Origin of the sequence: Bradyrhizobium sp. HKCCYLRH2060 (genome assembly GCF_051168135.1) — a bacterium.
GTDB lineage: Bacteria > Pseudomonadota > Alphaproteobacteria > Rhizobiales > Xanthobacteraceae > Bradyrhizobium.
This window is the reverse complement of the sequence record NZ_JBNPUK010000016.1, coordinates 1-13,447: the sequence shown is the minus strand read 5'-3', so window position 1 is coordinate 13,447 and position 13,447 is coordinate 1. Positions and strand designations below refer to the sequence as shown.

The 13,447-nt window shown below is 66.8% G+C and carries 8 protein-coding genes; 6 read left to right on the top strand and 2 right to left on the bottom strand.

Features of this window, described 5'->3' with window-relative positions; translation table 11 throughout:
• Nucleotides 1-68: 68 nt before the first annotated feature.
• From ACQR10_RS26240 to ACQR10_RS26230, 3 genes are read left to right on the top strand one after another with little or no spacing between them, the layout of a single operon-like run.
• On the top strand, nucleotides 69-1,184 hold the full coding sequence (locus ACQR10_RS26240) for an aKG-HExxH-type peptide beta-hydroxylase (RefSeq protein ID WP_316218564.1): 1,116 nt from the start codon (nucleotides 69-71) through the stop codon (nucleotides 1,182-1,184).
• Between the two features lie 43 nt (nucleotides 1,185-1,227).
• Nucleotides 1,228-2,517 carry a YcaO-like family protein gene (locus ACQR10_RS26235; RefSeq protein WP_316218565.1) on the top strand — a complete coding sequence of 430 codons (1,290 nt, stop codon included), beginning with the start codon at nucleotides 1,228-1,230 and terminating at the stop codon, nucleotides 2,515-2,517.
• Entirely contained in the window at nucleotides 2,514-3,866 is a 1,353-nt protein-coding gene (locus ACQR10_RS26230; RefSeq protein WP_316218566.1) for a TfuA-like protein, read from the top strand. The genes ACQR10_RS26235 and ACQR10_RS26230 overlap by 4 nt, the downstream gene beginning before the upstream one ends.
• Before the next feature lie 46 nt (nucleotides 3,867-3,912).
• Here the strand turns inward: ACQR10_RS26230 and ACQR10_RS26225 are convergent, their stop codons facing one another.
• Together ACQR10_RS26225 and ACQR10_RS26220 are read right to left on the bottom strand one after the other, a co-directional pair.
• Entirely contained in the window at nucleotides 3,913-5,397 is a 1,485-nt protein-coding gene (locus tag ACQR10_RS26225; protein WP_316218567.1) for a UdgX family uracil-DNA binding protein, read from the bottom strand.
• Nucleotides 5,398-5,499: 102 nt separating this feature from the next.
• The gene (locus ACQR10_RS26220; RefSeq protein ID WP_316218568.1) at nucleotides 5,500-6,738 is read right to left on the bottom strand and encodes a putative DNA modification/repair radical SAM protein; all 1,239 of its coding nucleotides are present in this window, start codon (nucleotides 6,736-6,738) and stop codon (nucleotides 5,500-5,502) included.
• 184 nt (nucleotides 6,739-6,922) lie between these two features.
• Here ACQR10_RS26220 and ACQR10_RS26215 point away from each other — a divergent pair, with 184 nt between their 5' ends.
• The 3 genes from ACQR10_RS26215 (at nucleotide 6,923) to ACQR10_RS26205 (ending at nucleotide 13,125) form a co-directional block, all read left to right on the top strand.
• Entirely contained in the window at nucleotides 6,923-7,711 is a 789-nt protein-coding gene (locus tag ACQR10_RS26215; protein ID WP_316218569.1) for an ImuA family protein, read from the top strand.
• Nucleotides 7,611-9,197 (top strand): Y-family DNA polymerase, encoded by a 1,587-nt coding sequence (locus tag ACQR10_RS26210; protein WP_316218570.1) that lies wholly within the window; start codon nucleotides 7,611-7,613, stop codon nucleotides 9,195-9,197. Before ACQR10_RS26215 ends, ACQR10_RS26210 begins: the two co-directional genes overlap by 101 nt.
• 367 nt (nucleotides 9,198-9,564) lie before the next feature.
• Complete coding sequence (locus ACQR10_RS26205) at nucleotides 9,565-13,125, top strand: error-prone DNA polymerase (RefSeq protein WP_316218571.1); 3,561 nt, start codon at nucleotides 9,565-9,567, stop codon at nucleotides 13,123-13,125.
• Nucleotides 13,126-13,447: the final 322 nt, after the last annotated feature.

The following is a 13,447-nucleotide window of genomic DNA, read 5'->3' as shown; positions in this document are numbered from 1 at the left end:
GCCGTCTATCAGCGATCGCGCCGGGACCGCGGCGAGAGTGGAATGCGGAAGCGGAAGGAGTGCGCAGGATGACGATCACCCGGATGCCCGACGTTCTCCGCTGGAACGATTACGACGCGGTGTGCGACGGCGTGCTTGCCACCTATGGCGACCGGCTGGCGCAGAAGCTGGGCGAAGCCCTGGGCGAGATATGCCGCGACGATCCCGCTGGCGGGGACGAGCTGCGCAGCCTGATGGATCGCGTCGCGGACGATGGCTTCATGCGGGTTCTCGATGCGCCCGAGACCTCGTTTCGTCTGTTGTCGGCACCGGGCCGGCACGCCGAGGACAAGGGTCGATTTCTGCGCGATGCGTTCGTGGCCGAGGCGTTGCGCCAGGGGCTCGACGTCGCCGCCGACCGGGACGTGTGGACCGCGCTCGGCGACCGCGGCTATCTGCGTGACGGCGCCTGCATCTGGCCGCAGGTCGAGGGCATGCCGGTCACCGATTACGGCAGCCCGCATGCGCTCAGGGTGGACCTGTCCGGCCAGGACCGGCCGGTCCCGCCGCCGCGTCCGCCGTTCTCGGACAGCGAAATCGACCGGCTGCACGATCTGCTGCGACGGTCGCGGGCGGCGCTCGAGCGGACCGAGGCGGGGCTTCCCCGTTTCGTCGCCCGCTTCAACATCGCCCTCATCCTGCAGAAGGATCCGGAGAGCCCGGCCAGCTTCTCGTCGGGATCGAACGGCTATTACATCGGCCGAACCTTCCTCGCCAATCCGCACCTTCCCGAGATCGACGAATCCCACGTCGCCGATGCGCTCGTCCATGAGGGCATCCACGCGCTGCTCTACATGCAGGAGCAGGAACAGCCCTGGTTTCTCGATTCGACGGCGAAGGGATCGCTGCCGCGCATCACCTCGCCCTGGAGCGGTAGCCGCCTGCCGTTTCCGTCGTTCCTGCAGGCCTGTTTCGTCTGGTACGGCCTGCTGCATTTCTGGAGCCGGGCGATGCAGTCCGGCGCGTTCGAGCAGGGCGTCGCGATCAAGCGCATCCAGCTCTGCCTGCGCGGCTTCTGCAAGCAGCCGCTGCTCGACAGCATCGCGGGGTTTTCGTCGGTGGTCGATGCCGATGTGCAGAAGACCATCGAGGAGATGCAGAACGTCGTCGTCGGCGCCTTCGCCGATGTTCGCCACGCGGGCTGATGCGACGACGACGTTGGTGGCGGTTTGAGTGCGGAGGCTGCGGATGGGGAGTGGAACGGCACTGCATCGGGATCGTCTGGCGCGTCCGGTCCAGAAGAGCTTTCGATCGGGAACGCAGCGGTCGGTGCCGCCGTCGCAGACGGTGGAGCGAGTGCGTCCTTACCTCGGCGAGATGGGGATCACGCGGGTGGCCGACGTTACGGGTCTCGACCGCGTCGGCATTCCCGTCACGATGGTCTGCCGGCCGAACTCGCGCTCGGTTTCGGTGTCGCAGGGCAAGGGGCTGACCCTGGACGCCGCCAAGGCGTCTGGCCTGATGGAATCGATCGAGCTGTTTCACGCCGAGACGATCACGCTGCCGCTGAAGCTTGCGACCTATGCCGAGCTGATCCGCGACCATGACGTGGTCGACGTCGCCGACCTGCCGCTGATCGCCGGCGGCCGCTTCCATCCGGATCTACAGATGCTGTGGATCGAAGGCCGCGATCTGATTGCGGATGCCGATGTCTGGGTGCCGTTCGAGATGGTGAACCTCTCGACATCGCGCCCCGAAATGCCGGCCGGCAGCTTCATCTCGTCGTCGAACGGCTTGGCGTCCGGCAACCACCTGATCGAGGCGCTGCTGCACGGCATCTGCGAGGTCGTCGAGCGCGATGCGACCACGCTCTGGCACCTGCGCAGTCCGGACGAGCAGCAGGGCCGGCGCATCGCGCTCGACACGGTTCAGGATGAAGGCAACAGGCGGCTCCTGGAGATGTGCGAGCGCGCGGGCCTCGAGGTCGTGGCGTGGGACATCAGCTCCGATGTCGGGCTCGCCGCCTGCCAGTGCCTGATCTTCGACCGTGACGAGGAGCTGGGGCGGGATCTCTATGCTGCGTTGGGCATGGGCGCGCACCTGTCGCCGGAGATCGCCTTCCTGCGCGCGCTCACCGAGGCGGCGCAGAGCCGGCTGACGCTGATCGCGGGCGCGCGCGACGACGTGTTCCGCGAGGAATATGACGAGACGGCGCTGGCCGCGCAGTTTCTCGGCGAGCAGCGGGCGCTGCTGCGAACCAGCCCGCCGAAACGAAGCCTGCGCGAAACGCCGTCGCTGGCGTCGGAGACGTTCAACGACGATCTCGCCGTGGTTCTCGAACGGCTGCAGTCCGCCGGTGTCCGGCAGGTGATCGCAGTCGATCTCACCAAGAGCAGGTTCGAGATCCCCGTGGCGAGGGTCGTCATTCCGGGGCTCGAGACCTTCGACAAGAATCCGGACTACAGCCCGGGGCGGAGGGCGCGGGCCTTCGCCGATGATCAGCTCTCGCGGCGCCAGCCATCGGGGCATCCGCTATGACATGCATCGTGTTCACCGGGCCGACGCTGCATCCGCGCGACGCCGCGCTCGAATTGGAGGCGGAGTATCTCCCGCCGGTGCAGCAGGGCGACGTCTATCGCGCCGCGCTGGCGAAGCCTGCGGCGATCGGGATCATCGACGGCTATTTCGAGCAGGTGCCGTCGGTGTGGCACAAGGAGATCCTGTGGGCGATGGCCAATGGCATCCACGTGTTCGGCAGCGCCAGCATGGGCGCGCTGCGCGCGGCCGAGCTGCACGCGTTCGGCATGGAGGGCGTCGGCAAGGTATTCGCGGCGTATCGCGACGGCGTGTTCGAGGCCGACGACGAGGTCGCCCTGATTCACGGGCCGGCGGAGCTCGGCTTTCCCGCGCTGTCCGAGCCGCTGGTCAACATCCGCTTCACCCTGCAGAAGGCGGTCGCCGCTGGCGTGATCTCGGAGGCGTCCCGTCAGATCCTGGAGGCGCTCGGCAAGGCAAGCTTCTATCCCGAGCGCAGCTACCCGGCGCTGCTGCAGGGCGCGCGGTCCGATGGCCGCCTGACGTCGCAGGAGATCGCCGCGCTCGAGGCCTGGCTGTCGGATCACCGCATCGACCAGAAGCGCGAGGACGCGCTGGAGATGCTGCGGACGATGCGGCGCCGGTTCGCCGGAGACGTGGTGCCCAAGGCGGTCGAGTACGCCTTCGAACACACGCAGTTGTGGGACGGGCTGATCCAGGACGCGCGGCGCTCGGCGGCAGCAGAACGCGAGTCCGGCATCCCGGACGGGACGCCGCAACTGATGGACGAGCTGCGGCTGCTGGCGGCGCGCGGCGGCGACCTGTCCGACAAGGCGATCGCGCGATTTCTCGCCGCATCGGAGGCCAAGCGCCGCGGCGTCAGGGTCGACGCCCAGGCGCTGAGCGCGGAGATCATCCGGTTTCGCCAGAGCAGGGATCTGATGGACCCGGCCGAGCTCGAGGCGTGGATCGCGCGCAACGGCCTGACCCGCTCGGAGTTTCTGGAGCTGATGCTGGACGAGGCGCGCATACGCTCGTTCAGGAAGGGGCTCAACGGCTCGGCCCTGAATGCGCTGGCCGACTGGGCCCGGATCGACGGCCATTTCGAGGATCTGCTGGCGCGCGCACGCGACAAATGCGAGGTGCTGAAGCAGGCGGAGATCGATGGCGGCGGCTGTCCGGCCGATTTCGGGATCAGCGAGGACGAGCTGATGACGAGATATCTGCCGGCAGTGGCCGATGACCAAGCCCAGGACGAGGCGGAGTTGGCGGGATCGCTCGGGTTTCCGGATCGCGCCGCGCTGATCCAGGCCCTGCTGCGCGAGCACGTTTACACGTCGCGCAAATCCTGACCGACGGTTGCCGTGTCGTGCTTCACGCCCGATGGCGGGGAGGCGGTCATGCCGCGTGGGCGCGCTTGAGCGCGGCGGCGGCGATCTTCAGGTCTTGCACGAAGAGTTCGTATTCACGCGCCTTGGCGTCGGCGTCGGGCAGGCGCAAGAGATAGGACGGGTGCACCGTGATCATCGCCCTGACACCATCGGGCAGGTCGACCACATGGCCGCGATTCTTGGTGACCTGGGTGATCTTGCCGAACACCGACTGCGCCGCGGTGGCACCCAGCGCCACGACCAGAGCGGGCCGGACGGCGGCGAGCTCGCGCTCGTACCATTGCCGGCAGGCCTTGATCTCCGGCGTGGCCGGCTTCTGGTGCAGCCGGATCTTGCCGCGCGGCACGAACTTGAAATGCTTCACCGCATTGGTGACGTAGACCTTGGACCGGTCGATGCCGGCCTCTGCGAGCGCACGGTCGAGCATCTGTCCCGCCGGGCCGACGAACGGATGGCCGGCCAGATCCTCCTTGTCGCCCGGCTGCTCGCCGACCAGCATCAGCGGCGCATGCTCAGGACCTTCCCCGAACACGGTCTGGGTCGCATCCTTCCACAGCGGGCAGGCGCGGCAGGACGCGGCTTCTTCACGCAAGGTCTCAAGGTCGGCGGCGACAACATCACGTGAGGTCTCAGCAGCAGCATGCGCGTGGGCTTTCGGCTTGCGGGTCATCGCGGTCTCCTCGACGCGCTTCTGTGGCTTGTGCGGTTCGGTGCCAGGTTCGGCGATCATCTCGGTGGTGCGCCGGGCGGCAGCCGCGATCAGCGGCTGGATCAGCTTGGCCTCGGGCAGGTTCTGCCAATATTTCTTCGGCATCTCCTTTTCCATTGCCTTCACTTTGAGCCGTGCCGGATTGAAAATGCTGGCATAATAGCGCAGCCACACCTCTTCGAGGCGGTCTTCCGACGGCGCTTCGGCCTTGCTCACACCCGGCGTGAACGAGACGTGGCTGCCGTCCCAATGCGCGCAGATTTCCGGGGTGAGGATCGACCAGGGCATGTCGGCGAAGCGCCGGGCGAAGAACGGCGCGGCGCGCTCGACGATGTGATGCTCCGGCTCGAACCAGGCGACGTAGCGTGACTCGCGCTCGCGGCCGACCTCGCGGAAACGGACGAAGGCGTGCATCTTGTGGACGTCGCGGCGCACCGCGCGCGCCAGCGCATTGGCCTGCGCGACGTCGGGATCGGTCGCGATGTCCATGAGATCGTGGTTGGTCCGCAGACACCACAGCAGCCGGTAGAGCAGGGTGAAGCGGCTGGGGTCGCTGTGCAGGATCGCGCTTTCAGCCAGGTCCATGAAGCTCGTCGGCACCGAAAACGCGCCCTTGGGCACCTCGGGCAGCTGGGTGTCAGCATGGTCGTCGAACAGATCGGGCGCCGCGCCCTTGACGCGCCAGGTGACATCCGCCGGCCTGACGTCGTTCATCGCCAGCGCCCGCGCCGCCCGGCGCCAGCCGTCGAAATCGGTGTCGCTGTCGAGGGTTACGACGTGCATTTGTCTCCTCACGTCATTGCGAGGAGCGAAGCGACGAAGCAATCCAGAGTCGTCGTGTCGCCCCTGGATCGCGCGTCGCTGCGCTCGCGATGACGGCTTCCGTCAAAATCCAAATCCCAGCTGCTGCGGTTTCGGCCGCAGCCGGGCTCTGAGGCTGGCACCGTCGAGCAAAGACGGAGACGGCCGGTGGTCGGAGAGAACGATGAACGGCAGCGCCTTGTTCCGGACGACGTTGAGCCGGGCGAGATCCGCAAGGCGGATCGTGGTGGTGCGCCGGGTCGCGAGGATGCGCTGCACGGTGCGGGTGCCGAAGCCGGGTACGCGCAGCAGCTCCTCGTGGCTTGCGGTGTTGATGTCGAGCGGGAAGCGGTCGCGGTGGCGCAGCGCCCAGGCAAGCTTGGGGTCGATGTCGAGCGGCAGCATGCCCTCGTTCTCCTCGACGATCTCGTCGGCGTCGAAGCCGTAGAACCGCATCAGCCAGTCGGCCTGGTACAGCCGGTGCTCGCGCACCAGAGGCGGGGCCTGCAGCGGCAGCGCGCGGCTGGCATCGGGGATCGGGCTGAAGGCGGAGTAATACACGCGCTTGAGCTTGTAGGCGCCGTAGAGATTGGCTGAGGTCGACAGGATGACGCGGTCGTTGGCCGCGTCGGCGCCGACGATCATCTGCGTGCTCTGGCCGGCCGGCGCAAAGCGCGGCGGCTTCGCCCGGCGCACCGTCTTCTTGGCTTCCGCCGTCTCGTCGAGCTTCAGCCTGAGACGGCCCATGGTGCGGCGGATCGCGCGCTGGTCCTTCTCCGGCGCGAGCTGCGTCAGGCTCTCTTCCAGCGGCGTCTCGATGTTGATGCTGAGCCGGTCGGCGTAGCGGCCGGCTTCCGCGATCAGCGCCTCGTCGGCTTCGGGAATCGTCTTCAGATGGATGTAGCCGCGGAAGCGATGCTCCTCGCGCAGCTTGCGCGCGACGCTCACGACCTGCTCCATCGTGTAGTCCGGGCTGCGGATGATGCCCGACGACAGGAATAGCCCCTCGATGTAGTTGCGGCGATAGAAGTCGATGGTGAGCTTCACCACCTCGTCGACCGTGAAGCGGGCGCGCGGCACGTTGGAGGAGGCGCGGTTGACGCAATACAGGCAGTCGTAGTTGCAGGCATTGGTCAGCAGAACCTTGAGCAGCGAGATGCAGCGTCCGTCCGGCGCATAGGAATGGCAGATGCCCATGCCGGGCGCGGTCGAGCCGAGACCCTTGCCGTCGCGGGAATCCCGCATCTCAGTACCGCTGGAGGCGCAGGACGCGTCGTACTTGGCGGCATCGGCCAGGATCTCCAGCTTGCGGAGCAGCTCCATACCTTTGAATCCCTTTGATTCCATTCGTTGAATCGTATCCGGGGCAATCCCGATTGACTCTCTCGAAGGCGTTAGCTTTATATTAGAACGTATCATGAACAAAGAGGGTCGTCGCGGGTTCAACTGCCTGCTTCACTTGAGAACGGCAGCGCCCGCACGATGGATTGAAGAGGAGCGGCGACGGATGACCGGCGCACGCATGGATACGCTCGCGCGTCTGCGCGGCCGCATTGCCCGTCTCGAGGCGGGAGATGGCGCACATGATTTGCGCCGGGTCGCGCTCGGCCATGACGCGGCCGATGCGGTGCTGCAGGGTGGGCTCGCCACCGGCGCGCTGCATGAGGTGTTCGCCGAGACCGGCCGCCAGGCGGCGGCCGCGACCGGTTTTCTGTGCGGGCTTGCCGCGCGTGTCGCCGCGCGCCGGCCGCTGATCTGGATCCGGCAGGATTTCGCCGAGCGCGAGATGGGCGCGCTGTCGATGAGCGGGCTTGCCGAGCTCGGCCTCGATCCGTGCCGACTCGTGATCGTGCGCGCGCCCGATCTCGATCACGCCCTGCGCACCGCCGCCGACGCGCTCGTCTGCGATGCGCTGGGCGGTGTGATGCTGGAGGTGTGGGGCGAGACGCAAAAGCTCGATCTCGTCGCCAGCCGCAAGCTGACCCTGGCGGCGCAGGAGTCCGGCGTGACAGCGCTCATGTTGCGCATCGCGGCTGCGCCCGAGCCGTCGACCGCGGAGACGCGCTGGGTGGTGCGCACCGCGCCATCGCCTGCCGTGGCGCCGTGGATGGCGTGGGGCGCACCGCGCCTCGATGCCGAGCTCATTCGCAACCGTCACGGCCAGACCGGACGATGGATCATGGAGTGGACCCCCGATGCATGCCGTTTCAACGAACCGGCGGCGGATCCTCAGCCTGTGGCTGCCGCGCCTGCCCATCGATCGCATCAAGCGCAGCCGCGCCGCCGATCCGCATGATGGCCTTCCGCAGGCCGTCGTCCTCAAGGATGCCAATATGCTGCTGATCCATTCGTTGGACGAGGCGGCGGCGCGTCACGGCGTCAGCCTCGGCCAGCCCTTGGCCAATGCCCGCGCGGTCTGTCCCGATCTCGTCGTGCACGAGGCGGATTTGGCGGCTGATGCAAAGATGCTGGAGGGCATCGCCGACTGGTGCGACCGCTTCACGCCGCTGGTGGCGCTCGATCCCCCGCATGGGCTTTTGCTCGACATCACCGGCTGCGTGCATCTGTTCGGCGGCGAAGCCAGACTGATGCGGTCGGTCTGCGACGCGCTGACCGCGCACGGCCTCATTGTGTCGGCGGCGATCGCCTCCAACGCCGTCTGCGCGCGGACGCTGAACCGGCAGGTGCACGGCCGCATCGTGCCTGATGGCGAGGAGGCGACTGCGGTGGCGCCGCTGCCGGTGGCCGCGCTGGGCGGCAGCGAGGCCATCACGCTCGGCCTGCGCCGCGCCGGCTTGAAGACGATCGGCGACGTCGCCGCGCGCGGCCGCAACGAGATCACCGCGCGGTTCGGCGCCGCTTTCACCCGTGTGCTGGCGCAGGCGCTGGGCGAGGCCGATGCGCCGATCAGCCCGCGCAAAGTCCCGCCGGACTACATCGTCGACAAGCGCTTCGCCGAGCCGGTCGCGACCGACACCGTGATCGCGGCCAGCCTCTCCAGCCTGGCCGCGATGCTGGTGGCGGCGATGGCGCAGCAGGGCAAGGGCGCGCGGCGGCTGGAGGCCTGCTTCTTCCGCACCGATGGGCTGGTGCGCGTCATCGCGGTCGACACCGGCCAGCCGGTCACCGAGGCCGTCGTCATCGACCGGCTGTTTCGCGAACGGCTCGAGGCGCTGAATGATCCGCTCGATCCCGGCTTCGGCTTCGACATGATGCGGCTGTCGGCCAGCCGCAGCGAGATCGTGGTGCAGCAGCAGCGCGATCTCGACGCGCATGTTCATGACAATGATGAGCTCTCGGCCCTGATCGACCGCATCGCCGCGCGCATCGGCGGCAAGCGTGTGGTCGTGCATCTGCCGGTGGATACGCATATTCCGGAGCGCGTAGCGCTGCCGCTGCCAGCGCAGCACCATCTGGCGGCCACCAGCACGGCCGCTTGGCCCGAGCGAAGCGACGGCGAGCCGCCGTTGCGACCTCTGCGGCTGTTCGCGCGCCCCGAGGCGATCCAGGTGATCGCCGGCGTACCGGACGGCCCGCCCGCGCGCTTCGTCTGGCGCCGCGCGGCGCATGCCGTCGTGCGCGCCGAAGGCCCGGAGCGCATCGCGATGGAATGGTGGCGGCCGGACGGGCAGGGCCTCACGCGTGACTATTTCCGCGTCGAGGACGAGCACGGCCTGCGCTTCTGGCTCTACCGCGACGGTCTGTATGACCGCGAGCTCGAGCAGCCGGAGAACGGTTTGCCGATGCAGTCCGCCTGGTACATGCACGGGCTGTTCGCATGAGGGCGGGAGCGATCACACACATCTCGCGGCAAGCTCGCTACTTCCCCTTTGGAGAGCAAGTTAACGCACTTGTCTGGAAATTGGATCCGAGCACTTGCAGCGCGGACGGTGCGCTCCCTCTCCCCGTTCTTCACGGGGAGAGGGGTGGGGTGAGGGGCAGCCGCACGGGAAGTGTTCGTGGTGAGACCTGTACCCCCTCACCCGGATTGCATCTGACGATGCAATCCGACCTCTCAGCGCGAGCGCAGCTCGTCGCGCCCCCGCAAGCGGGGCGAGGTGAGGGCCGAGCAAGCCGCGAGATGCGCGCTTACATCGTCCTGTTAAGGGACAGGCATCGTGCCGCCGCCCCAGCCTCGGCGATCACGCGATGACTCCCGTCCCCTATGCCGAGATCGGCATCACCACCAATTTTTCCTTCCTGCACGGCGGCTCGCATCCGCAGGACTATGTGCATCAGGCCGCCGAGTATCGCCTCACCGCCATCGGCATCGCCGACCACAACACGCTCGCCGGCATCGTCCGCGCCTACAGCGAGCTGAGTAGTGACCGGCTGAGCTGCAAGCCGAAGCTGCTCTACGGCGCACGGCTGGTGTTCACCTGCGGCACGCCGGACATCCTGGTCTATCCGCGCGACCGCGCCGCCTACGGCCGGCTGTGCCAGCTGCTCACCCGCGGCAAGCGCGGCAGCGACGCCGACAAGGTCGCCAAGGGCGACTGCCGCCTGACCTTCGAAGATCTCCTCGCGTCCATCGAAGGCCAGCTCGTGGTGCTGATGCCGCCGCATCGCTTCGAGGAGGACGCCCTCGGCAAAATCCTGGCCCGTCTCAAGGACAGCCCCGCCGAAGGCGTGTGGCTGGCCGGCAGCCTGCTGTATCGTGGCGACGATCGCCGCCGGCTGGCGCGGCTCGCGCGCCTTGCGGCTTCCAGCAAAGTGCCGCTGATCGCCACCAACGACGTCCTCTATCATCATCCGCAGCAGCGCATGCTGCAGGACGTGCTCACCTGCATCCGCGAGAAAGCTTCGATCGAGACCATCGGCCGAAGGCTCCAGGCCAATGCCGAGCGCCATCTCAAGCCGGGACACGAGATGACGCGGCTGTTTCGCGATCATCCCGACGCAGTGACCGAGACCATCCGCTTCACCGACCGCATCGTCTTCTCGCTCGACCAGCTCAAATACCAATATCCGGACGAGCCGGTGCCGCCCGGCAAGACCGCGCAGGGGCATCTGGAGGACCTGACCTGGGCCGGTGCCAAGACCTGTTTCGGCGACCATCTCGATGACAAGCTGCGCGCTGTTCTCGACAAGGAGCTGGCGCTGATCGCCGAGCTCAACTACGCGCATTACTTCCTCACCGTCCACGACATCGTCCGCTATGCCCGCAGCCAGGGCATCCTGTGCCAGGGCCGCGGCTCGGCGGCGAATTCGGCTGTCTGCTACGTGCTCGGCATCACCTCGGTCGATCCAACCAAGATCGATCTGCTGTTCGAGCGCTTCATCTCCAAGGAGCGGCTGGAGCCGCCGGATATCGACGTCGATTTCGAGCATTCGCGGCGCGAGGAGGTGATGCAATATGTCTATCGCCGCTATGGCCGCCACCGTGCGGCGATCATCGCCACCGTCATCCATTATCGCCCGCGCAGCGCCATCCGCGACGTCGGCAAGGCGCTCTGCCTGACCGAAGACGTCACCTCCGTGCTCGCCGACACCGTGTGGGGCAGTTGGGGCGACGGCCTGTCGGACATGCAGGTGCGCCAGGCCGGGCTCGATCCCGCCAACCCGATGATCCGTCGCGCGGTGGAGCTGGCGGGGGAGCTGATCACCTTTCCGCGCCATCTGTCTCAGCATGTCGGCGGCTACGTGCTGACGCAGGATCGGCTCGACAGCTACGTCCCGATCGGCAACGCCGCGATGGACGACCGCACCTTCATCGAATGGGACAAGGACGACGTCGACGCGCTCAGCATGATGAAGGTCGACGTGCTCGCGCTGGGCATGCTGACCTGCATCCGCAAGAGCTTTGCGCTGATCGAGCAGCATAAGCATATTCATCACGATCTGGCGTCGGTGCCGCGGGAGGATTCCAGAGTCTACGACATGCTGTGCAAGGGCGAGTCGCTCGGCGTGTTCCAGGTCGAGAGCCGGGCGCAGATGAACATGCTGCCGCGGCTGAAGCCGCGCACCTTCTACGACCTCGTGATCGAGGTTGCGATCGTCCGGCCCGGGCCGATCCAGGGCGATATGGTGCATCCGTATCTGCGACGTCGGAACAATCAGGAAAAGGTGACCTATCCGTCGCCGTCGCCCGATCACGGCCCGGCGGACGAACTCTACAAGGTGCTGCACAAGACGCTCGGCGTGCCCTTGTTCCAGGAGCAGGCGATGCGGATCGCGATCGAGGCGGCAAAGTTCTCGCCGGAGGAGGCGAACGGCCTGCGCCGCGCGATGGCGACGTTCCGCAACGTCGGCACCATCGGCTCCTATGAGGAGAAGATGGTCACGAGCATGATCGCGCGCGGCTACGATCCGGCCTTCGCCAAGAGCTGCTTCGACCAGATCAAGGGCTTTGGCTCCTATGGCTTCCCGGAAAGCCACGCCGCGAGTTTCGCCCAGCTCGTCTACGTCTCGTCCTGGCTGAAATGCTTCCATCCCGACGCGTTCTGCTGCGCGTTGCTGAACTCGCAGCCGATGGGATTCTATGCCCCGGCGCAGATCGTCGGCGAGGCCCACAAGAACGGCGTCGAGATCCGCAACATCGACGTGTCCCACAGCTTCGCCGACAACACGCTGGAGAACACGAACGACGAATACTGCGCCGTCCGCCTTGGCTTTCGCCAGATCGACGGCTTCCGCTGGATCGACCGCGACGAGGAACGGATCAGGAAGTTGTCGGAGAAGATGCGGAGAGAGACGCTGGCTGATTCTACACCTTTATTGCCAGCTGTCTCCTCGGTGTCATTCCGGGCCTGCGCCCAAGAGGGCGCATCCCGGAATGACGGTGGGGATACAGCGGGTGACTCACAAAGACTTGATGCGTTTCGAGGGCTCGACGCTGTCGCTTCGCCTTGGAATGACAACGAGCAACAAATTCACTTGTCACTCCCAAACGACGACCGCGAAGACGACTGGGCCGACCGCATCATCAAGGCCCGCGCCCGCGGACCGTTCACCTCGCTGGAAGACTTCGCCCGCGACACTGCGCTGCCCAAGCGCGCGCTGCTGCTGCTGGCCGATGCCGATGCGTTCCGATCGCTCGGGCTCGACCGTCGCGCCGCGCTCTGGGCCGTGCGCCGGCTGCCCGACGACGTGCCGCTGCCGCTGTTCGAGGCCGCCATCGCCCGCGAGCAGCCGGACGAGGGCGCCAAGCCGCTGCCCGAGATGCCGCTGCCGGAGCACGTCGTCGCGGACTATCAGACCATCCGCCTGTCGTTGAAAGGCCACCCGATGGAGTTCCTGCGCCAGCGCTTCGCTGCCGAAGGCGTGCTGGCCTGCCGCGACGTCAACCACGCCAACGATCGGCGCCGCGTCCGCTGTGCTGGCGTCGTGCTGGTGCGGCAGCGGCCCGGCAGCGCCAAAGGCGTCGTGTTCATGACACTGGAGGACGAGACCGGGATCGCCAACATCGTGGTTTGGCCGAAGGTGATGGAGACCTTCCGCAAGGAAGTGATGGGTGCGCGCCTCGTGCTGGTCGAAGGCCGCATCCAGAGCAGCCCCGAGAAAGTCGTTCATCTCGTCGCCATCAGCCTGGTCGACCGCAGCGCCGATCTCACCTTGCTGTCAGACGACCGCCTCGGCGCCGTCCCTCATGGCGCCACGCCCGCCGAGCCGCTCAACGACGACCGCCGCGACCACCCCGACACTCCCTCCCAGCGCGTCAGCCACCCCCGCAACGTCCGCATCCTGCCGCGCTCGCGGGATTTTCATTGAGGTACGGAGAGGTGTTGCCACATGGCTCGCCTAACATGTTGGGCGCGGTGTTTCGTGCGATGCTTCGCATCGCCCGAAGTAACTTCCTCCACCAAGTGCAATGACGATCCGCATCAACGATTGGAATTATCATCGCGGTGTTTGCACGTTGAAAGATCGTGCGCAGTGCAAGTGAATGCGCCCTCTCCCCTTGTGGGAGAGGGCATGTAGGAAGGTGCGGCAAGTTCGGTTGGGTGAGGGGTCTGTCTCATTGGCGCTAACTTACCATTTTGCTGCCGGAAATGGATGATTCCTCGGTCGAGTGACTGACGAATCGCTTTCG

What these genes read in the sequence shown, in the direction of transcription:
- ACQR10_RS26230 (WP_316218566.1), top strand. Translation starts at nt 2,514, where the DNA reads ATGACATGCATCGTGTTCACCGGGCCGACGCTGCATCCGCGCGACGCC.
- ACQR10_RS26210 (WP_316218570.1), top strand. Translation starts at nt 7,611, where the DNA reads ATGCATGCCGTTTCAACGAACCGGCGGCGGATCCTCAGCCTGTGGCTG.
- ACQR10_RS26220 (WP_316218568.1), bottom strand. Translation starts at nt 6,738, where the DNA reads ATGGAGCTGCTCCGCAAGCTGGAGATCCTGGCCGATGCCGCCAAGTAC.
- ACQR10_RS26235 (WP_316218565.1), top strand. Translation starts at nt 1,228, where the DNA reads ATGGGGAGTGGAACGGCACTGCATCGGGATCGTCTGGCGCGTCCGGTC.
- ACQR10_RS26225 (WP_316218567.1), bottom strand. Translation starts at nt 5,397, where the DNA reads ATGCACGTCGTAACCCTCGACAGCGACACCGATTTCGACGGCTGGCGC.
- ACQR10_RS26240 (WP_316218564.1), top strand. Translation starts at nt 69, where the DNA reads ATGACGATCACCCGGATGCCCGACGTTCTCCGCTGGAACGATTACGAC.
- ACQR10_RS26215 (WP_316218569.1), top strand. Translation starts at nt 6,923, where the DNA reads ATGACCGGCGCACGCATGGATACGCTCGCGCGTCTGCGCGGCCGCATT.
- ACQR10_RS26205 (WP_316218571.1), top strand. Translation starts at nt 9,565, where the DNA reads ATGACTCCCGTCCCCTATGCCGAGATCGGCATCACCACCAATTTTTCC.